Below are 20,478 nucleotides of genomic sequence, written 5' to 3' on the forward strand. Positions count from 1 at the left end.
TATGATAATTTTTTGAATTCAATTATAGGTGGAATGAGGTCTGGAATCAGTTAAATGAATTTTAACGTTTTTTATTTGTTTAAGACAAACTGAAATAAAAAAACCTCCAATGGATTAGATTGGAGGTTTTTTATGTTTGTGGACCCGGAGAGATTCGAACTCTCGTCCAAACATGGGACAAATTATGCTTTCTACGTGCTTAGCTGTTGTTTAATTGTCGGGAAGGGGAAGGTCAACCGCTCACCTGTACCTTCTTCCGTAGATGTCTTGTCTTGCCGGATTATCACACCATTAAACCCTGGCCAGTCCTGTTTTTCGATGCCCCTGATGTCAGACTACAGAACAGAATCTGACGGAACAAAAGCTTACTTAATTCTAAATTAAGCAGCTAAGGCGTAGTTATTTTCGCCAACTGTGGTTTGAAAGTTCAGATTTAAGCGCTAATACTTACAATGCGCTGCATGCTTACATACCTATCTCCACCCTGTCAATTCCGGTCGGGCCCGGTATTATTTCTGGAATAAATACTAATACAAAGATACGAAATAGTGCTGATATCCTTGATATTAATCAGTTTACTCTGCCGGGATAAACTTCTAAGGCTTTTTCCAGGCAGGTCATTGCTGCTTCCAAATCTTCTTTATTCAAAACGTATGCCAAACGAACTTCGTTCATTCCAGCGCCAGTTGTACTGTAAAAACCGGTTGCTGGTGCCATCATTACTGTCTGATTGTCATATTCAAACTCTTCCAGCATCCATTGGCAGAACTTATCTGAATTATCGATCGGGAACCTGGCTACCACATAAAAAGCACCACCGGGGTTCGGACAGAAAACTCCATCTATGCTGTTTAATCTGCTCACCAATGTATCGCGGCGCATGGTGTATTCCTTATTAACTTTTTCGAAATAGCTGTCCGGGGTATCAACTGCCGCAGTTGCTGCGATCTGTTCAACCATACCCGGACTAAGTCTCGCTTGTGCAAATTTTAATCCTGCAGCAATAACTTCCTTGTTTTTGGTGATCAGACATCCCAAACGGGCGCCGCATGCACTGTAACGTTTGGAAACTGTATCGAGAATGATCACATGCTGATCCAGTCCTTCAAGATGCATCGGCGAAATAAACTCCTTGCCATCATAACAGAACTCACGATAGGCTTCATCAGAAAACAGGAAGAGGTTATATTTCAGGCAGAGTTCTCTGAGGGCTTCAAGTTCTTGTTTTGAGTACAGGTATCCGGTTGGATTATTCGGATTACAGATGATAATAGCCTTTGTTTTTGGAGTGATCAGTTTCTCAAACTCGCTGATTTCCGGCAAGGCAAAGCCATTTTCAATATGGGATAGAATAGGTTTAACCACGACATTGCTCATGCAGGCAAAACCATTGTAATTAGCATAGAAAGGTTCCGGAATAATGATTTCATCGCCTTCATTTACGCATGCCTGCATCGCAATTGTAATGGCTTCGGATCCTCCAACTGTGACCAGTATTTGTGAAGGGTCAATATTATAGTTTAGTTTATTGTAATATTCAGTCAGTTTTGTACGATAAGCGAGGGTTCCTTCAGATGGAGTATAGGCCCAAACGGTAAAATCTATATTTTTTATGGCATTCAGCATCCCTTCGGGTGTCTCAATGTCTGGCTGGCCGATATTTAAATGATAAACCTTCTTACCCTGACTTTTTGCTTTGTCTGCAAATGGGGTTAGTTTACGGATAGGGGAGGCGGGCATTTGCCGGCCTTTGCTTGAAATTTCTGGCATGCAGCAAAAATAAAAAAACCTCTCCGTTTGGGAGAGGCTTTATCATAAATATTTACGATTTTATTTTAATTGCCAGCTGGCACTACTTCGCCTTTAATATAAAGCATTTTGCTTGGTGTGCGTGCATTTGATTTGATGGTTACTGCCTTTGTGAAACCTGCTTGTACCGCTGCTGCATTAAATGTAACAGTGATTATTCCTTTTTCACCTTTTAAAACTGGTTTTGTGGTAAATTTAGGGACAGTACATCCACATGTGGATTCAATATTAGAAATGATCAAAGGAGCATCTCCAGTGTTGGTAAAGATAAAATCAACGCTTACAGGTTTGCCTGCAGGAACTTTTCCGAAGTCATGAGTTTCTTTCTCAAATTTGAATTCCGGTTTATTTTCAGTCTGCATTGCGGTAAAAACGATGAAGCCTGTTATCACCGCAATTAAGCTAAATATTTTTTTCATTTTTTTTAAATTATTGTAAACTGAATACATTATTCCAAATATCATTCCAAATCAGGTAATTAAATCTTTTTTTGGAATAGTCAAATGCAATAATTTGGTAAAATCATATTAAAACAGATTATTATTTTGTCTCCGGATTATCAATTCCTCAGGGCTTTTCTTATTTTTGGCCATAAAGCAAATTTATGAGAGGAACCCAAGTGACAGATAATATTTTGCCGGAACAGGAAGAATTAAGCTTTGATGATTTCAAAAGCATTATCATTAGTGATTATAAGATCGCTTATGAAAGCAGACAAGCTAGTCTTTTAGGTCGTAAGGAAGTTCTTACCGGGAAAGCTAAATTCGGGATCTTTGGGGATGGAAAAGAAGTAGCTCAGCTAGCTTTGGCTAAGGCTTTTAAAGCTGGCGACTGGCGTTCAGGCTATTACCGCGATCAAACCTTTATGCTTGCAGCAGGCATGCTTACAATGCCTGAATTCTTTGCTCAGCTATACGCAAACACAGATACTGATGCTGATCCCGGATCTGGGGGAAGGCAAATGAATTGCCATTTTGCTACCCGTCTTCTTGATGAGCATGGTAACTGGATGGATAATACAAAAACAAAAAATTCTTCGGCTGATATATCACCCACAGGCGGGCAAATGGGCCGTCTGGTTGGTTTGGCACTTGCTTCGAAATTGTTCAGGAATAATTCTGAACTGGAATATTTAAAGAATTTCTCTGTAAACGGAAATGAGGTTGCCTTTGGAACCATAGGCAATGCATCAACCTCTGAGGGGATATTTTTCGAGTCGGTTAATGCTGCAGGAGTACTTCAGATCCCTATGGCTATTTCAATCTGGGATGATGCTTACGGAATTTCTGTTCCGGCAGAATATCAGACCACAAAACAGGACATATCAGAAATTCTTAAAGGCTTTCAGCGTGATGAAAAGGGAGAGGGATATGAGATCTTCAAAGTGAGAGGCTGGGATTATCCGGGTTTATGTGAGACCTATGAAAAAGCAATAAAGATTTGTCGTGATCAGCATATACCTGTCATGATCCATGTTACAGAAATGACTCAGCCACAGGGGCATTCAACTTCTGGTTCACATGAACGCTATAAAGACAAGGCAAGGATTGCCTGGGAAGTAGAATACGACTGCATGCTTCAGATGAGGAAATGGATGATCGAGTCGGCGATATCTACTGAAGAAGAATTAACTGAGATTGAAATTACTGCAAAAGCATACATACGCGACTGTCAGAAAAAAGCATGGGCCGATTTTAATTCGTTGATGAAGTCTGAGCTTGAAGCCGTTGTTGAAATAATACAGGGCACCAATGATCAGGAGCTTATAAATGCTGCAAATGCATTAAAGGCAAGTGTTGATCCATCCCGTAAGGATGTTACAGGAATGGTGAGGCATGCTATAAGGATGCTTAGGAATGACCATTCAGAGGCAAAACAAGAATTGCAAAATTGGTATCAGCAACAGCATGATTCCAATTTTGAACGATATAACTCTAAACTTTTTACCGGTTCACTTGAATCACCGTTAAATGTTAAGGCAATATTGCCTGAATATAATGATGATTCAAAAGTGGTTGATGGCAGAGAAATCCTGAATGCATGTTTTGATTCCAATTTCTCCCGGGATGCACGCATACTTGCTTTTGGTGAAGATGTGGGCGCTATCGGGGATGTGAATCAGGGCTTCGCCGGACTTCAGGCTAAATATGGAAAAAGGAGGATCACCGATACAGGGATCCGTGAAATGACGATTGTTGGTCAGGGTATCGGACTTGCAATGCGTGGTTTACGGCCAATTGCAGAGATCCAGTATCTGGATTATTTACTTTTTGCATTGAATATTTTGAGCGATGATCTCGCTACTTTGAGTTACCGTACAAAGGGAAGGCAAAAAGCTCCCTTGATCGTTCGAACACGTGGTCATCGTTTGGAAGGGATCTGGCATTCAGGATCTCCGATGGGTGTGATCATTAATTCATTGAGAGGAGTTCATGTTTGTGTTCCTAGAAATATGACACAGGCAGCAGGAATGTACAATACACTGCTTAGAGGTGATGAACCTGCCCTGGTCATTGAATGTCTTAACGGTTACAGACTCAAGGAAAAATTGCCGTCAAATATTGGCGAATTTACTGTTGAATTAGGCAAGGCCGAGATCATTCGTGAAGGTTCTGATATGACCATAGTTTCTTATGGATCAACATTAAGGATCGTTGAACAGGCGGCAGAAGAGCTCGAAAAAATGGGTATAAACGTCGAAATTGTTGACCCGCAGACCTTCCTTCCATTTGATCTGGATAACCTTTGTTCGCAATCATTGCGAAAAACCAGCAAGCTGCTCGTTGTTGGTGAAGATGTTCCGGGTGGTTCATCGGCATTTATTTTGCAGCAGGTTCTGGAAGGTCAGAATGGCTACCAATATCTGGATGGAAAACCAAGAACGTTAACCGGTAAACCACACCGTACTCCCTATGGTTCGGATGGGGATTATTTCAGTAAGCCTTCAGTAGATGATGTGATTGAGATGGTTTATGAAATGATGAACGAAAGTGCTCCGGATAAGTTTCCGAAATTGTTTTAAGCTAAAACCCAGAATACTTATACCTGTGCAAACTTTAATGTAAGGTGCTTTTGACAGGTGGAAAATCTCATGCCTAAGGGCAGTTGATTATTAAAGTCAAAGGTGAATTCATTGCAACAGATTTCTCCGTCGTGCCTCCTGCGAAATGACGACCCTATTAACGTCATTTCGAAAACCTATGCTAATTTTAACTTGTAAGGTGTTTCGGAGAGGCTGAGAAATCTCATGCCTAAGGGCTTTGTTTAGAGTCAAAGGTAGATTTCATTGCAACAGATTTCTCTTCGTACCTCATCGAAATGACGATGTGTTTAGTTGCATCAGATTACTCAATTGTTCCTCCTTCGAAACAGGTACTTAAAGCCTGATCACCCTGTTTCTTAGCAAATGATCTGCAAGCACAAGCGCAGCCATAGCCTCCACAATGGCAACGGCACGGGGAACAACACAAGGATCATGTCTGCCTTTTCCTTGTACATTTGAAGCATTTCCCGAAGAATCCAGGCTTTGTTGATTTTGCATGATCGTTGCTACCGGTTTGAATGCAACCCGAAAAGTAATATCCATTCCGTTTGAAATTCCACCCTGTATTCCGCCCGAATAATTAGTGACAGTTTTGAAATTTTCCGACACTTTACCATCTGCAGGTGGAATGAAAAGATCATTATGTTCAGAACCTCTCATCTCAGATCCTTCAAAACCGGATCCGTAATCGAAACCATGAACTGCATTAATACTTAACATGGCTTTACCCAGATCAGCGTGAAGTTTATCGAAAACCGGCTCTCCCAATCCGACAGGGCAATTTTTAACAATGCATGATATTTTACCGCCAACGGTGTCACCTTCTTTTCGGATGCCGTCAATAAGCTCGATCATTTCATTTGCTGTGGCAGGATCAGCACATCGAACGATATTGCTTTCCCTGATCTCGAGCAGTTCAGAAACTGAATTAAGCGTTAAATGGGGCGCATCAATTTTACCAACAGCAGAAACATGTCCGAAAATTTCAATGCCATTATGAGCTAATAAGAGCTTTGCGATTGCTCCTGCTGCTACTCTAGCGGCAGTTTCCCGGGCAGAAGATCTTCCTCCGCCACGGTGGTCACGGTGACCGTATTTTGCATCGTAGGTATAATCAGCATGTGATGGACGGTATGCATCTTTAATATGCGAATAATCCTTTGACCGCTGATCTTCATTAGGAATGATCATTGCAATCGGAGTTCCGGTTGTTTTTCCTTCAAACACCCCCGAAAGTATCTGAACGGTATCGCTTTCTTTTCTCTGGGTTGTGATCTTGGACTGTCCCGGTTTACGCTTATCCAGCTCGGCCTGTATGAAATCCATATCAATATCCAAATTTGAGGGACAACCATCAATGATCACACCTATTGCTTCACCATGTGATTCTCCAAAAGTAGTGATACGGAATAATTGACCGAATGAATTGCCTGCCATGTTGAGTTTTGAGTTATAGGTTTTAAGTTATAGGTTGTAAGTTTTAAGTTGTAGGTTTTAAGTTTTACGTACAAAAATATCTACTAATCTAAAGTGAAATAGATGTATCTAAGTACTAATTACTAACTACTCAATACTCTATTTTAAATCCAGCTATTTCAAGATGTTTCCAGAAGTCGGGATATGATTTTTCAACAACTAAATGATCTTCAATTTCAAGTTCAGGCATAACCAAAGCCAGTGGAGCAAAGGCCATGGCCATACGATGGTCATCGTAGGTACTGATGCTTATTTTCCTGCTCAGATCTAGTCCGGAACAATCCAGTTTATACGTTTGATTCTTTTCAATGAGTTTAACACCGATCTTTGCAAGCTCTGTTTGCAAGGCATTTACACGGTCTGTTTCCTTGATCTTGAGGGTCTCCAATCCGGTAAATAGTGCATCATGACCAAGGGCTGCACAGCAAACAATGACAGTTTGTGCCAGATCCGGACATTCTTTAAAATCAAAGATCTTGCGCTCAAGTTTCTTCGCTTCCTTTATGAGGTAAACTCCGCCATCTTTGAACTGCGATGTAATACCAAAATTAGCCATGATCTCAGTAATCTTACTGTCTCCCTGCAGGCTATATCCATTCAATCCCGGAAGGAATAGACTAGCTTCTTCAGATAATGCAGCGATGGCGTACCAGTATGATGCAGCGCTCCAGTCTGGTTCAACACTAATTTCTGCTTTGTTGAACGGCTGATTAGAAATGCTGATCTCGTTATCAGTCCAGCTATGTCTGATACCTGCCTGTTCCATCATCGCCAGAGTCATTTCAACATAAGGCTTCGAGGTCAGCTCCCCATCAATGATCAGTTTTAAGCCCTGATCCAGTTTTGGAGCTATGAGTAATAAGGCAGAAATATACTGACTGCTGATATTGCCTTTGATTTTTACCTGATCAGTTTTTTGCTTCAGTGGTCCTCTGATCTTTAAAGGAGGAAAGCCTTCTTTCTCAGTATATTCTATGTCGGCACCCAGGCTTTTTAAAGCGTCTACCAAAATTCCAATCGGGCGTTGTTTCATACGCTCAGAACCAGTTAGAATTATTTCCCCGTTCTGAAGGGTATAAAATGCACTTAAAAAACGCATAGCAGTACCTGCAGGACCGATATTTATCTCCTTAGGCTGAACAGTTAAAGATTGCGTGTTAGCGGTCTGCAGAATATTTTTTAAAGTAACAGTGTCTGCAGCCTCAGAAACATTCAACACCTGAACTGCACCTTCACTCAATGCCTCCATGATCAAAGCGCGGTTACTTTCGCTTTTTGATCCCGTAAGGTTGATGGTGCAATTCAGATGTTTCTGCGCAGATGAAATTTTTATGCTTTTAGAACTCATTTTTATTAAGCATCTTTTTTATCATTCATGATCTCGGTCTGCTTACGGATCGATTCGCTGTGAATTAGTTCCAATAATTTACCTGTAAAGTTCAGGTCAAGTTTTAAAGCACTTGCAAATGCACTGCGTTTATTCATGATCTGATCCCAACGGTTAACCTGAAGAATAGTTACGCCATTATCACGTTTGTATTCTCCGATCTTCTGAACGATCTGCATTCTTTCAGCAATTTTCTGAATGATCTGATCATCGATCTTGTCAATATTTGTACGGAGGTCGGCAAGTTTATCAGTAAAATCTTTATCCTTGATCTCAGGCTTGCGCAGAGTAAGAAGATCCATTAATTCTGATAAAGCTGCTGGTGTTACCTGTTGTTTTGCATCAGTCCATGCAACAGATGGGTCAAGGTGCGACTCGATCATTAATCCCTGCATATCCAGATCCAGTGCTTTTTGAGCTACATATTGAATCAATTCACGATTTCCGCAGATATGACTCGGGTCATTGATAATAGGAAGATCGGGAGCTAAGGTTTTAAGCTGAATAGCTAATTCCCACATAGGTTCATTTCTGAAGGCTGTTTTTTCGTAGGATGAAAAACCTCTGTGTATTGCACCAAGTTTAGTAATTCCTGCATTGTTGATACGTTCCAATGCTCCGATCCATAACTGAATATCAGGATTAACCGGATTTTTTACCAAAACAGGGATGTCTACACCTTTCAAAGCATCAGCAATTTCCTGAACAGTGAATGGATTTACTGTAGAACGGGCACCAACCCAAAGAATATCTACTCCAGCAGCTAAAGCCTCTTCTACATGCTTTGCAGTAGCAACTTCTACAGCTGTAGGTAATCCGGTTTCTTCTTTAGCTCTTTTTAACCAGGTTAATCCGATGCTTCCGACACCTTCAAATTCTCCCGGACGGGTACGTGGTTTCCAGATTCCTGCTCTTAAGACAGAAACTTTGCCTGTTTTTGCCAATAAATGGGCAGTTGCCAATAATTGATCTTCAGTTTCTGCACTGCATGGTCCTGCAATTAAAAGAGGCTCATTTTTAATCTCCAACCAGGTATTTAATGGCTGTAATTTTAGATTTAATTTCATTTTGATAATTTGATTTTTTCCGGCTTTAATCCCGGGTTTTTAAGGTTTTTGTTTTTAATTTATTGGGGGTTCAGGTCAGACCTTATCATTCTTTTGATATTCTCCCATGATCGTAAAATTGATGGTATGCTTCAATACTTTACGGATGGCAGAATCATAATCAGATTGGTTTTTCCATTCGATATCTACATAAAAATTGTATTCATTACGTTTTCCAAGAACAGGCATCGACTGGATCTTGCTCAGATTGATCTTGTGGTCAGAGAAAATATTCAGCACTTCAGCAAGAGAACCTACAGAATTTCCAACCTGGAAACTCAGGGACGCCTTATTGGCTTCAGCATTACCAATCGGCTTGTCAGCGAGGATCAGAAAACGGGTAAAGTTTTTCTTGTTTGATTCTATCCTTCTTTCCATTACCTGCAGATCATAAAGCTTTGCCGCCAGGAGGTTAGCAATTGCCACGGTATCGGTCAGGTTCTCTTCTCTGATCTTTTTTGCACAGGCAGCAGTGTCACTGCTTTCAATAACCTGTAAATGCGGAAACTCATCGAAGAAGTCGCTGCATTGGCGGATTGCAATGGGATGTGACTGTACATATTTGACATCCTTGAATTTTACACCCGGCAATGCCAGTAAGTGCAATTGAATAGCCAGGTAAACTTCGCCAACGATTGAAAAGTTATATTCTCTTAGAAGGGTGTAGTTTGGCAATAAACTTCCGGCAATGGAATTTTCGATCGCCATGACTACGAAATCGGCCTTTTTATTCTTCAAAACCTCGCAGGTTTGTTTGAAAGAATCACATTCAATTGTTTCGATATCAGTTCCGAAGAATTTGAATGCCGCTTCTTCATGGAATGAAGCACGTATACCCTGAATTGCTACTCGCTTTTTTTGCATTTTGCTGTTAAATAAAAAAGTCCCTGCTGGTGGGCAGGGACTTTTTGCTAATTTTTCTATATTAAGATCTATTGCATATTTTCCCCGCCCTTACCGTGATAGTAAAAATAAGCGAAGTAATATGTAGTTAATTTTTTCATCCTTTGTTTTACAAACATAATACAAAATTTAATTTTGTCAAAATTTAAATAAAATTATTTTTTCGCACTTATTGTGGATGTATTGAACCTGTCCCGTATTAAATGCGGTTCCGTATTTAATATGGAATGACAAATAATAAATACGGCAGAACTGGAATTAGAAGTTTGCTGGTTTGTGACCCGATAGCTATCGGGTGACGAAATCTACTTTCCGCTTTGTGGGGTGATTTCGTAAGTCGTGTAAAACTCCAGACTTTCAAAGATCTCTTCTTCAGTACAGAAAATATCGAAATCACATTTGCCAATTGTGCTCAGAAGTGAAAAACTGATCTTGCCGGAGGTGTTTTTCTTATCATTTTTCATGATCTCCAAAAGGTCGCTATAGCTGTTTTTCTTTACTTTATAGGCAGGGTATACATTTCTGAGTGTGTCAACGATTTCACGTAGCTCCGTTTTCTGTAATCCGTTTTTCTTTGCTGAAAGGTAAGCCTCACAAATAAATCCGATCGCAATGGCCTCTCCATGTAAAAGCGGCTTTTTATCATGCTGTAAGGAATAGCTTTCAACAGCATGACCAATGGTATGCCCGAAGTTCAGGATCTTTCTGAGTCCTTTTTCAAAAGGATCGGAAATAACCACTTTATTTTTGATCTCTACAGACCGATAAATGATCTCTGGACTGAGTTCAGCTGGTTTAATAGTCTTCAGTTTTTCAAACAATGCAATATCATAGATAAGTCCGTGCTTGATCACTTCAGCATATCCTGAGCGTAGTTCTCTTTGGTCAAGTGTACTTAAAAAGCCGGTATTTATGAAAACAGCTTTTGGCTGAGTAAATGTTCCGATGATATTTTTAACATTTTCCATGTCGATCCCGGTTTTTCCGCCAATCGAAGCATCAACCTGGGAAAGCAGGGTAGTAGGAACCTGCACAAAATCAATCCCGCGCTTGAAGGTTGAGGCGGCAAAACCACCCATGTCTGTAATGACACCTCCGCCAAGGTTGATCAGGATGCTGTTTCTGTCGGCGCCAAAATCAAGCAGCATTCTCCAGATCCCGATGCAGAAATCAATATTTTTATTCTCTTCGCCGGGAGTCACTTCAATAAGGTCGAATTCAAGATCGCCCAATGCTTCCTGCAAAAGAGGCAGACAATGGATTTCAGTATTGCTGTCAACTAATACAAAAACTTTGCTGTACTTGCTTTCACTAAGAAATTTGCTTAATTCCTGAAGACTGTTCTCGAAAAAAACAGAATAACTGATACTCTTTATGGGTTTCATTTAACTTTAATTATTTTGCCTCTGCACTCTATGATATCACCGCGTCTTACTTTAAGACGTTTGCGGTAATCTACTTCACCGTTATATTTTACTGCTCCTTCTGATACGACCATTTGGGCCTCACCGCCACTCTGGACAATGTTTGCAGCCTTCAGCAACTGGATCAGGTGGATAAATTCTCCTTCTAATGTAAAATCAAGCATGCAGCAAACTTACAAATTTTAGCATTCGTATGTAAATGTCTCAATATTTCTACCTTTGCGCATGCAACAAACCAAGTTGAAGAGCAAAATTCTGTCTTTTGATAATACAGAGATCGCTTTCCGTGGAAAAACGGATGCCGACCTTAAGCGAGCCTACTGGCTATTTAAGCTTATCAGTATAAATTTTTTAACGAAGATCGGTCCGCCGATCACCAATTTAGCCCTCAACATAGGCTTACCCATCAAGTCTTTGATCAAATCTACAATCTTCCGCCATTTCTGCGGAGGAGAGAGTATTGAGGAATGTGAACAAACTGTCAGTCAGCTTCATGCCGGAAAAGTAGGTTCCATTCTTGATTATTCTGTGGAGGGAGAGGATGATGAGCCGGTGTTCGATGCTACCTGTGCAGAGATCATGAAGACCATCAAGCATGCCGATGGTGATGAACGTATTCCCTTAACGGTATTTAAAGTTACAGGACTTGGCAGATTAGGATTGCTTGAAAAAATGGATGCAAAGCAGCCTTTGAATTCGGAGGAAACAGCAGAATTTGCCCGCTTTAAAAATAGAATCGATCAGATCTGTAGCTTAGCACATGAACTGGATGTGAAGGTGATGGTGGATGCGGAAGAAACCTGGATTCAGGATACGATCGATTCATTAGTTCTGGAAATGATGCGCAGATACAATCAGGAAAAAGCCATTGTCTTCAATACGTATCAGCTCTATCGAAACGATAAGCTTGCTTCCCTGAAGGCCGATGGTACGGCCGCTTCCAATGAACATTTCTTTCTGGGAGCTAAGTTAGTCCGCGGAGCCTATATGGAAAAGGAACGTAAACGTGCATCAGAATTAAATTATCCATCTCCGATACATAAGGACAAGGAATCTACTGATCAGGATTATGATCTTGCCTTGAAATACTGTATCAGTAAAATAGAGATGGTTTCTTTTGTTGCAGGTACACATAATGAGCAAAGCTGTCGTGTTTTGGCAGAGCTGCTTGATGAAAAGGGTATTCCACATAACCATAAGCATGTTTATTTTTCTCAGCTTTTGGGAATGAGTGATAATTTAAGCTTCAATCTTTCATCTGTTGGTTATAATGTTGCTAAGTATGTTCCTTATGGTCCCGTTAAAGCTGTGATGCCTTACCTGTTCAGAAGGGCAGAGGAAAATACCTCAGTTGCCGGACAAATGGGAAGAGAACTTCGTTTAATCGCAGCGGAAAAGAAACGCAGGAAGTTGAATTAGAAGGATTTATGTTCAGAATTTTTCTTTGCCACGAAGCAGATCCCAAAACAAGATAAAGTCGGAGGCCAGACTGTAGCCCGGGTATTGAAAGGTAGCCGGTTTATTCTTTTCGAAAAAGAAATGCCCGACCCATGCAAAACCATATCCCACAAATGGGATGAGAATCAATAACCTTGCATCATTAAAGATCAGCGCTGCAGGAATTAGCAGTAGTACCATGGAGGTGCCGATAAAGTGTAAAATCCTGCTGATTGAATTGCTGTGTTCTTTCAGATAAAAGGGATAAAAATCCTTTAATGAGCTGATCCGTTCGTTTTGCATGATCTAATTTAATGAATTTCCAGTTAATTTTCCAGCAGACCTGATGAAAATAGATAGCTCTCCAGGCTTTCTTCAGAAGTAAGCAGGTGAGTATGCATACCGAGGGAGGCTGCGGTTTTCAGGTGCTGCGGGCTATCATCAATAAAAAGAGTTTCTGCAGGATCCAGATGATGTTCCTTCAAAACATATTCGAAAATTTCCGGATTGGGTTTACGCATTTTCATCAGATGAGAGTAATAATCCTTTTCAAAAAAGATGGCATTTGATTCTAACTGATGTTCTCTTTTTAAATAATCCATGATCCAATTATAATGGATCTCATTATTATTGCTCAGGAGGAAGGTTCTGTATTTTTCTTTGACCTTCAGAAGCAGGTCATGGTTGGGTTCCGGAACTCCGATCAATAAGGAGTTCCAGGCATGGTCTATTTCCGTATCGGTCAGACCCGGAATTCCTGATACCTCCCTAATTCCCTCTCTGAACTCTGAAGGTGAAATGAACCCCTGTTCAAACTGGTCAAAGATTGGGTTATGCGCTTTATGTGCAAAAAACTGTTCGACGTTTTTAATTCCCAATTCAGAAAAATTACGTTGAGCCTGGTTAAAGTCTATTGTGAAAATGACGTTTCCGTAATCAAAAATGATATTTTTTATCTTATTCATAAAATTATTGCATTATATTCACCTTCCAAATACAATTGCCTTCGTACCGTAAGGTTTTCAAATTTTATTAATGACTTTTAGTCTGAATACTTTTTCTATAATCCTCATTTTATGCGGTCTTGTAACGCTTTATATGTGTATTCGCATATTCCGCAGGTATGAAGTGGTTGTCCGCTGGTTTGGATTTATGGTATTAGGCATTGGAATCTGGGCGCTAAGTTATGGATTTGAACTTTCAAGTACCAGCCTGGAGCAGATGTTGTTTTGGATAAATATAGAATACCTCGGTATTTCATTTATGCCTGCTTTCTGGTTGTTGTTCATTGTGAAATTTACCGGCAGAGATAAGTGGTTAAATACCAGAAATTTCATCTGGATCATCATCATTCCCATGATCACTCTTTTGATGGTCTGGACGAATCATTTTCATCACCTGCATTATAAAAGTGTTTCTGTTGATAACTCAGGTCCATTCCCTTTACTAAGTATTGAGACAGGTCCGTGGTATATCGTTCATACACTTTATTTTTATATTCTACTTGCCTGGGGAGTATTGCTTCTGTTGTACAAATACAGGAAGTCAGATCCTGTCTTTAAGCGTCAGAACCTGATCATTTTGTTGGCTGCATTTATTCCATGGTTCGCTAACCTGGCTTACCTGTTTGGCTTTAGGCCGATGGGGCATATCGACAGTACTCCATTTGCATTTGTTTTAACGGTATTGATGCTCAGTATCGGACTAGTACGTTTCAGGTTGCTGGATATCATACCTATTGCCAGAGAGAAAGTTCTGGAGGCTATGAAAGAAGGCTTGATCGTGACCGATAACCTGGACAGGATCATTGACCTTAATCGTGAGATTAAGAAGATTCTTTCTATTTCAGGCGAAAATCTGATCGGGAAGAATATCGATTCCGTTCTTCCTAACCAGCCGGAACTATTTGGATATATCGGGGGAAGAAAAGATGGCAGGATAAAAATTGAGATTCAGCGAAATGGATACCCTATTTTTCTGGAGGTGAGTATCACGGCATTGTTTGAAGATGAGAATAGTTTTAATGGACTGATCATCCTGACAAGAGATATTACATCACAGGTTGAAATTGAAAATCAGGTGCGCTTACAATCTGAACAGCTTATCGCTATGAATAAATTGAAGGATCGCCTTTTTTCTATCATAGCACATGACCTCAGGGGGCCACTAAATAATTTGAATGAAGTGATTAAAATGCTGAATGCAGGGATGATCACGGAGGATGAATTCAAATCATTTATACCAAATTTATCCAAGAATATCGGTTATACTACAGGTTTATTGGAAAATTTGCTGTTCTGGTCGAGGAGTCAGCTTCAGGGCGAAATTATTAAACCTGTTTATTTTAATGTAAAGGGGATCGCTGATAATATTATCGCACTGTTTGAAAATGTGATCAAAGAGAAAGATATCATTACAGAAAACCAGTTGGATCCAAACGCTCTTGTTTATGCCGATATGGATATGATCCAGCTTATTGTGAGAAACCTGGTATCGAATGCGGTTAAATTCTCCAAACATGGCGGCAGCATCAAGATCACTTCCTATTTAGATGGGAATGATTCTGTTATTTGTTTCTGTGATTCAGGTGTTGGAATCTCTCAGGAAAATCAAAAAAAACTTTTTGAACTTGAAACTTTCACCACCAGAGGCACTGATAATGAAGAAGGAACAGGCCTCGGTCTGCTACTCTGTAAGGATTTTATAGAGAAAAATGGTGGGAGGATCTGGGTAGAGAGTGAAATTGGCGAGGGAAGTAAATTTTGTGTACAGATCCCTAATTCGCCTGTAAATAAGGCGGTTCAAGCGAATTAAAATCAGGGAGGCCTTCCGGTTATGATTATTCTCTTGAGAAAACAAACAAAAATACCTTTCTGGTGTTTGTTATTTCATAGGCTATTTTTCATTTAATAAAAGATGTATGGTACTCATTTGTGCCTTCATTGGCAGATTGGATTGATAAATAGGATAACCAATTCTATTTCATCAAATTAATTCTTCCTCAAATAGAAATCTGCTTCCCTTTTAAAGGATTTAATTTTTGCTCCATCCATCAGATTTGGTCAATTAATTGAACCAATTCTTATTTTATTGTGTTCAGTTTTTATTATCCTGGATGCTTTGGTTATTTTATTGGGTGGAATTTTTTAGTGCTAATTATGAGTTAAACAGAAAAATATTAATAATGGGGTTAGGTTCAAGATATAGAGCAGAGATTAAGAGGAACTGTACCCATTCGGAAGACAGTAAGAGGGATTTGATATTTTGGCGTAACAAGCTTTTCGCAACGACCTTAATTTACCTATTGCCATTTTGTTTGATCGCATTGCTTCCCGGACTTTACTGGACCTATAAAACCGGGATATATTCTATTGGTATAATAGATATACTCGCTGTAATCAGCATGTTTTTACTTGCATTTCTGCGAGGTATTAATCTGGCTGTCAGGAAAATTATTTTTATTGCCTGTATCTATATTTTTAGTATTGCTATAATCTATTATTTGGATGTAAATGGACCGGGGATGCTTTACCTGCTGGCTGCCTGCATTTTTAGTTTGCTCATTTTTCCCAGTACTAAATTGTTTTGGCCTGCCTGGCTAAATACCCTTATCTGTATTTCATTTTGGTTTCTTATATGGTTGGAACTTTTGCCGGGTAACAGTGGCATAAGCTCATTGAGCGGACAATGATTCGCACTTATTACTGAAATCAGTAAACAGCCTAATACTTTTCCAATACTCATCATATTTATTTTACTAAACATATTTTTTTATTTATTTTGAAACCTATAACCCCGTAATGTATTCCCTCTTACTATCTTTCTTAAAAACACGATCCTTCGATTATTAAATTGCCCGTAATGGTGTATTAATACAAAAATTAAAATAGGCACAATGAGCCAGCACAAATATCCCAACACAATCTTTGAAGAAGCCATTATGGCATTGACTTGTGTTGTTTGATACATACTCATTCCATCGCTAAAATCTCCTGTATCTAAATACATAGAAATATCATTCAGGCTTTGCCATTGTCCCTGGTAAGTCGCCCAACTAATAATTGATCCAGCAAAAGCTGTTGCTACAAAAGTCCGCACCAACAACATGATGCCTATAAGACTCAGCATATCGTCTATTTCTAAATTTAAGGTAGCATAATACCAGATACCAATAAAAAGAATTCCTAATCCTAAACCTTTTAGAAACACTGGCAAATAGAGATACTCTATATTCATTTGTGGCTGAATCATCACGTATAGCATCAGTGTGTGAAGAAAAAACGCCATGAATCCTAAAATAATATAGAATTTTACATTCCATTTGTTTTTGAAGCCATGAAATGCAAGCAACCCTGCTATAACAATTCCGGGAATCATCCATAGGTTTAGTTTTGCATTAATAAGATTGTTATATCCTAAAACACCCACTGTGTATTGAACAAAAATACTGGTACTTGCCAAATATGCCCCCATTAACAATAGTAATAGCAAACCATGCCTTACATTCTCTTTTTGTATTATCAATTCAAATTTTATGAGTTTGCGTTTTAGAAATTTTTGTCTGTAAACAAGGGCAGCCAAAAGTAGTAAGCTTAACAAAAGGGAGCCTATAATAAGTGGTGAACTGAACCACCCTTGCTGTTGCATAAAGGTAAGTCCCGCGTTAAGGCACATTGCTGAAACGGCAAATAAAACCAAAGACAACCAGTCAATCTGATACAAAGGCTTCTTAAAACAAAAGCGTTGGTTGTGCTGGAAAATCAACGACAGAGCAGCAATAATGAGCATCATTATCGACATATAGAAATAGGGTGCCTGCCAACTACTGTTAAAGATTAAATCAGCAATAAAGTAAGAAGAAAATTGCCCGATGCCAATCGTTAAAGGATAAAATATAGAGTAGAATCTCCCCCTTTCTCCTGTTGGAGATAGGATGAACATAACTGGCAACATCATTTCTATCATGGCAAACATTTTAAGGAAGCCGATTAAAAAGCTCCCTCCAATAACTATCATTATATTGTCTGTTATTCCTATCAAATAAGAAATACCGGCAAGAGCAATAGTGCAAAACACAATTATTTCTTTTGAACGAAAACGCATTTTGACACGCATCACAATAGTACCAGCTACTGCCGTTCCGATAGTTGTAGCATTATTTGCCATAGAAATGTATTCCGTATAAGTTGCCAATGCTCCAGAAATATCAGATATATTGCTGGTATAAACTCCATTCAACGCTAGGAGCGGTAAAAGAAAAATAATAATCAGTAACAACATGAGCGGTTTGGGAACCCAAGTAGCAAACGGTCCTTTATTGTACATAACTCTTTTATTTTAAGGTAACTTCTACGTTCATACCTGCACGCAGCAATTTCAGTTCTTTTGGTTTGTTGTTTTCGGTAAATTCTATCCGAACTGGGATACGCTGTTGAACTTTTACAAAATTGCCTGTTGAATTGTCCATAGGAATTGCTGCATATCTCGCTCCGGTAGCTCCAGAAACAGCCGTTATTTTTCCTTCAAATGCTTTACCTCCCAAAGCATCAACTGTAATTTTTGCAAAACCCCCGATGGCAACTTTTTCCATTTGTTTTTCACGATAGTTGGCAGAAATCCAAATGTTGTTAATATCTACAATAGTAGCCACTTGCTGGCTTACGTTTAATAGCTGACCAGTATTGACGGTTCTTCTTCCCATAATTCCATCGTGTGGGGCGGTAATCGCTGTATAAGAAAGATTGAGTTTTGCCATTTGAAGTGCATTTTCGGCACGTTTTATCTCCGCATCATTCATTCCTATACGAGATTGTACTTCGTTTGCTGTTAAAACACTTGTTCCTTTAGTATTGGTAATTGCTTGATATTGTGAAACTATCGCTTCCAGCTGGGCTTTGCTGGCATCATATTCGGTTTTTATTTGGTCAAACTGCTGGCGTGTAACGGCTTCGTCTTTCAACAAATTTTTGTAGCGGTTGTAATTTTGCTCAGCATTCCACAATCTTGCTTTGGCAGAATTGATGTTAGCTTGTGCTACATCAATGTTAGCTTGTGCTGTATTGATATTGTTGGAAGCGGCTTTGACAGAATTTGAGGTTACATTTTTGGATGCCAATGCAGCGATATAAGCCGCTTCTGCCTGTCCCAACTGTGTTTTTATCTCTCTGTCGTCCAAAATTATGAGCGTATCCCCTTTTTTTACATGCTGGTGTTCCACAAACCGTATTTCTTTGATATAAGCCGAAACACGGGTATTTATAGGATTGATAAATGATTCTACTTGTGCAGCATTGGTGTATCGGTCATTTCCAATATTTAAGTAAGAGGTTATGACCCAATACAACCCTAGCAAAACAATAACCAATATAATCATGCTGACGATTTTCCCTGTATTTTTTTTCTTTACAGGAGGTTTTTTTTTTGGAGTGGTAGTTTCTGTAGAAAATGTTTCTTTAGCTTTATCTTGATTTTGTGACATGTATTTTATCTTTTATATTTTTAGTAAATGACTAGTTATAGTTTTCCGGTTTCTTTTAACAACTTGTAATAAGCAAAAATGATATTGATTTCTGAATTGGTGTATTGCAACTCTGCATCTAATTTGGTGTTACTGGCATCAATAAAATCAAGTAAAATAGCTAATTGATTGTTGTATTTGCTTTCCATAATCCTATAATTTTCATTCGCTAAATCTTTGTTTTTCTCAAATGTTTTATTTTGAGTAACTGATTCGTTGTATTTAATGTATCCCGCATTCACCGCTACTTCTATCATCTGTTCAGCTTCGTTTGCTTGTGCAATCGCTTTATCTCTTTCAAACCGTACCTGCTTAATTTTCCTCGGTGTTTTGTAAAACGCATCTATATTGAAATTCAGCGAAAGCCCTGTACTCCAGCCATTGGTGTACATATCCAACGCTGGTGAGGAGGTCGTAATCGGACGAGCCAATTTATTCCCTGCGAATGCAGATAAGGAGGGCATCATTTCCGATTTAGTAATCTTTTCGGATGTTTCATAAATATCCACTGCTTTTTGCGTCATCAAGACAGTCGGGTGTTTTTGAGCCAAAGCTATATAATCGTCAAGGAATAATGCCTGCGGCATATTTTTCAATACATTCTCATCGGGTATAATCTGTTCATTGTCAGGCAGGCCTAATGCTACGGTAAGTTGTTTGTTCAAAATCTGGCGATTGTTTTCCACAACCTGCAAAACAAGGTTCAGATTGGACAGTTGCAACTCGCCACGGATAACATCGTTTCGTGTAACCATTCCTTCTTTGAAGAATTTATTGATATTATCTAACCGTTGTTTTGCCAATTGGATATTCTGTTGATAAACTGCTTTTTGATTTACCAATTTGTACAAATCCAGATAATAGCCCAATACCAACAGTTTGATGCTTTGTTCGTTTGTTTGGTAATTCAGTTCCATAAGCTCCTCTCGAAGTATTGTAGCCTTAACACTGTTTTTAACCATTCCTCCTTTCCAGATAAGTTGGCTTGCATCTATGGAAAAAGTATTACCAAAATGGGGTAAATCAATACGGCTAGCTTTAGAAAAGTCCTTTTCTATAACGTAAACATCACCTAAATAATAACCTTGCAGTCCGGCATTCAAACTTGGTAATCGTGCATTTTTGGCAACCTCAACGCCTTGTCGGGCAATGTCAATATCTGCTTTTGATACAGCTAAATTCGGGTGATTTTCTATTGCCAAATGGAAAAGCTCTTCAACCGAGATTTTTCTTTCTGTAATTTGTTGTGCATCAGTAGTGCCTGTCGTTAGAAAAATAGAAGCCATCAGCATAATTGTTGTTCTTAGTTTCATTTGTTATTAATTCGCTATCGTACTGTTTGAGTTCAAACTATTATTTTAAATAAAGGGTTAATT

General features: G+C 39.2%; 17 protein-coding genes and 1 other RNA gene. 4 read left to right on the plus strand and 14 right to left on the minus strand.

The features are described 5' to 3' along the window. Positions 1-136: 136 nt before the first annotated feature. The 3 genes from ssrA to BLR27_RS12065 form a co-directional block, all read right to left on the minus strand. Positions 137-505, minus strand: a transfer-messenger RNA (tmRNA) gene (ssrA, locus tag BLR27_RS12055). Between the two features lie 65 nt (positions 506-570). Continuing rightward, positions 571-1,770: a pyridoxal phosphate-dependent aminotransferase gene (locus BLR27_RS12060; RefSeq protein WP_090705225.1), complete on the minus strand. Its 1,200-nt coding sequence runs from the start codon at positions 1,768-1,770 to the stop codon at positions 571-573. Between the two features lie 65 nt (positions 1,771-1,835). After that, positions 1,836-2,228 (minus strand): DUF1573 domain-containing protein, encoded by a 393-nt coding sequence (locus BLR27_RS12065; RefSeq protein WP_090705313.1) that lies wholly within the window; start codon positions 2,226-2,228, stop codon positions 1,836-1,838. Between the two features lie 185 nt (positions 2,229-2,413). On the opposite strand from BLR27_RS12065, the gene BLR27_RS12070 reads away from it, so the two are divergent. Further along, a complete protein-coding gene (locus BLR27_RS12070) occupies positions 2,414-4,831 on the plus strand; it encodes an alpha-ketoacid dehydrogenase subunit alpha/beta (protein ID WP_090705227.1) in 2,418 nt (805 codons plus the stop codon). Between the two features lie 354 nt (positions 4,832-5,185). Here the strand turns inward: BLR27_RS12070 and aroC are convergent, their stop codons facing one another. The 6 genes from aroC to BLR27_RS12100 form a co-directional block, all read right to left on the minus strand. Next, the gene (gene aroC, locus BLR27_RS12075; RefSeq protein ID WP_090705229.1) at positions 5,186-6,289 is read right to left on the minus strand and encodes a chorismate synthase; all 1,104 of its coding nucleotides are present in this window, start codon (positions 6,287-6,289) and stop codon (positions 5,186-5,188) included. A 130-nt stretch (positions 6,290-6,419) separates the two neighbouring features. Continuing rightward, a complete protein-coding gene (aroA, locus tag BLR27_RS12080; RefSeq protein ID WP_090705231.1) occupies positions 6,420-7,676 on the minus strand; it encodes a 3-phosphoshikimate 1-carboxyvinyltransferase in 1,257 nt (418 codons plus the stop codon). Between the two features lie 5 nt (positions 7,677-7,681). After that, complete coding sequence (locus tag BLR27_RS12085; protein ID WP_090705233.1) at positions 7,682-8,782, minus strand: chorismate mutase; 1,101 nt, start codon at positions 8,780-8,782, stop codon at positions 7,682-7,684. Between the two features lie 75 nt (positions 8,783-8,857). Next, positions 8,858-9,685 carry a prephenate dehydratase gene (locus tag BLR27_RS12090; RefSeq protein WP_090705235.1) on the minus strand — a complete coding sequence of 276 codons (828 nt, stop codon included), beginning with the start codon at positions 9,683-9,685 and terminating at the stop codon, positions 8,858-8,860. A 344-nt stretch (positions 9,686-10,029) separates the two neighbouring features. Then, positions 10,030-11,109, minus strand: coding sequence for a 3-dehydroquinate synthase (gene aroB, locus BLR27_RS12095; protein ID WP_090705237.1), 1,080 nt, complete (start codon positions 11,107-11,109; stop codon positions 10,030-10,032). Next, entirely contained in the window at positions 11,106-11,312 is a 207-nt protein-coding gene (locus BLR27_RS12100; RefSeq protein ID WP_090705238.1) for an RNA-binding S4 domain-containing protein, read from the minus strand. Before BLR27_RS12100 ends, aroB begins: the two co-directional genes overlap by 4 nt. Before the next feature lie 61 nt (positions 11,313-11,373). Between BLR27_RS12100 and BLR27_RS12105 the strand changes: the two genes are divergently transcribed. Further along, complete coding sequence (locus BLR27_RS12105; RefSeq protein ID WP_090705240.1) at positions 11,374-12,567, plus strand: proline dehydrogenase family protein; 1,194 nt, start codon at positions 11,374-11,376, stop codon at positions 12,565-12,567. A gap of 12 nt (positions 12,568-12,579) precedes the next feature. Here BLR27_RS12105 and BLR27_RS12110 read toward each other — a convergent pair whose 3' ends face one another. Continuing rightward, entirely contained in the window at positions 12,580-12,888 is a 309-nt protein-coding gene (locus BLR27_RS12110) for a DUF962 domain-containing protein (RefSeq protein ID WP_090705241.1), read from the minus strand. 23 nt (positions 12,889-12,911) lie between these two features. Next, positions 12,912-13,550, minus strand: a complete 639-nt coding sequence (locus BLR27_RS12115; RefSeq protein ID WP_090705243.1) for an HAD family hydrolase — start codon at positions 13,548-13,550, stop codon at positions 12,912-12,914. Positions 13,551-13,620: 70 nt separating this feature from the next. Here BLR27_RS12115 and BLR27_RS12120 point away from each other — a divergent pair, with 70 nt between their 5' ends. Together BLR27_RS12120 and BLR27_RS12125 are read left to right on the plus strand one after the other, a co-directional pair. Beyond that, positions 13,621-15,399 carry a sensor histidine kinase gene (locus BLR27_RS12120; RefSeq protein WP_090705245.1) on the plus strand — a complete coding sequence of 593 codons (1,779 nt, stop codon included), beginning with the start codon at positions 13,621-13,623 and terminating at the stop codon, positions 15,397-15,399. A gap of 370 nt (positions 15,400-15,769) precedes the next feature. Next, positions 15,770-16,276: a hypothetical protein gene (locus tag BLR27_RS12125; RefSeq protein ID WP_143007740.1), complete on the plus strand. Its 507-nt coding sequence runs from the start codon at positions 15,770-15,772 to the stop codon at positions 16,274-16,276. An 80-nt stretch (positions 16,277-16,356) separates the two neighbouring features. On the opposite strand, the gene BLR27_RS12130 is transcribed toward BLR27_RS12125, so the two are convergent. The 3 genes from BLR27_RS12130 to BLR27_RS12140 are packed head-to-tail and all read right to left on the minus strand — an operon-like array spanning position 16,357 to position 20,415. Beyond that, positions 16,357-17,910, minus strand: coding sequence for an MFS transporter (locus BLR27_RS12130; protein WP_090705248.1), 1,554 nt, complete (start codon positions 17,908-17,910; stop codon positions 16,357-16,359). 7 nt (positions 17,911-17,917) lie between these two features. Next, positions 17,918-19,063, minus strand: coding sequence for an HlyD family secretion protein (locus BLR27_RS12135; protein ID WP_090705250.1), 1,146 nt, complete (start codon positions 19,061-19,063; stop codon positions 17,918-17,920). 35 nt (positions 19,064-19,098) lie between these two features. Then, the gene (locus BLR27_RS12140) at positions 19,099-20,415 is read right to left on the minus strand and encodes a TolC family protein (RefSeq protein ID WP_090705252.1); all 1,317 of its coding nucleotides are present in this window, start codon (positions 20,413-20,415) and stop codon (positions 19,099-19,101) included. Between the last annotated feature and the right edge of the window lie 63 nt (positions 20,416-20,478).

The organism is Daejeonella rubra, assembly GCF_900103545.1.
GTDB classification, from domain to species: Bacteria; Bacteroidota; Bacteroidia; order Sphingobacteriales; family Sphingobacteriaceae; genus Daejeonella; species Daejeonella rubra.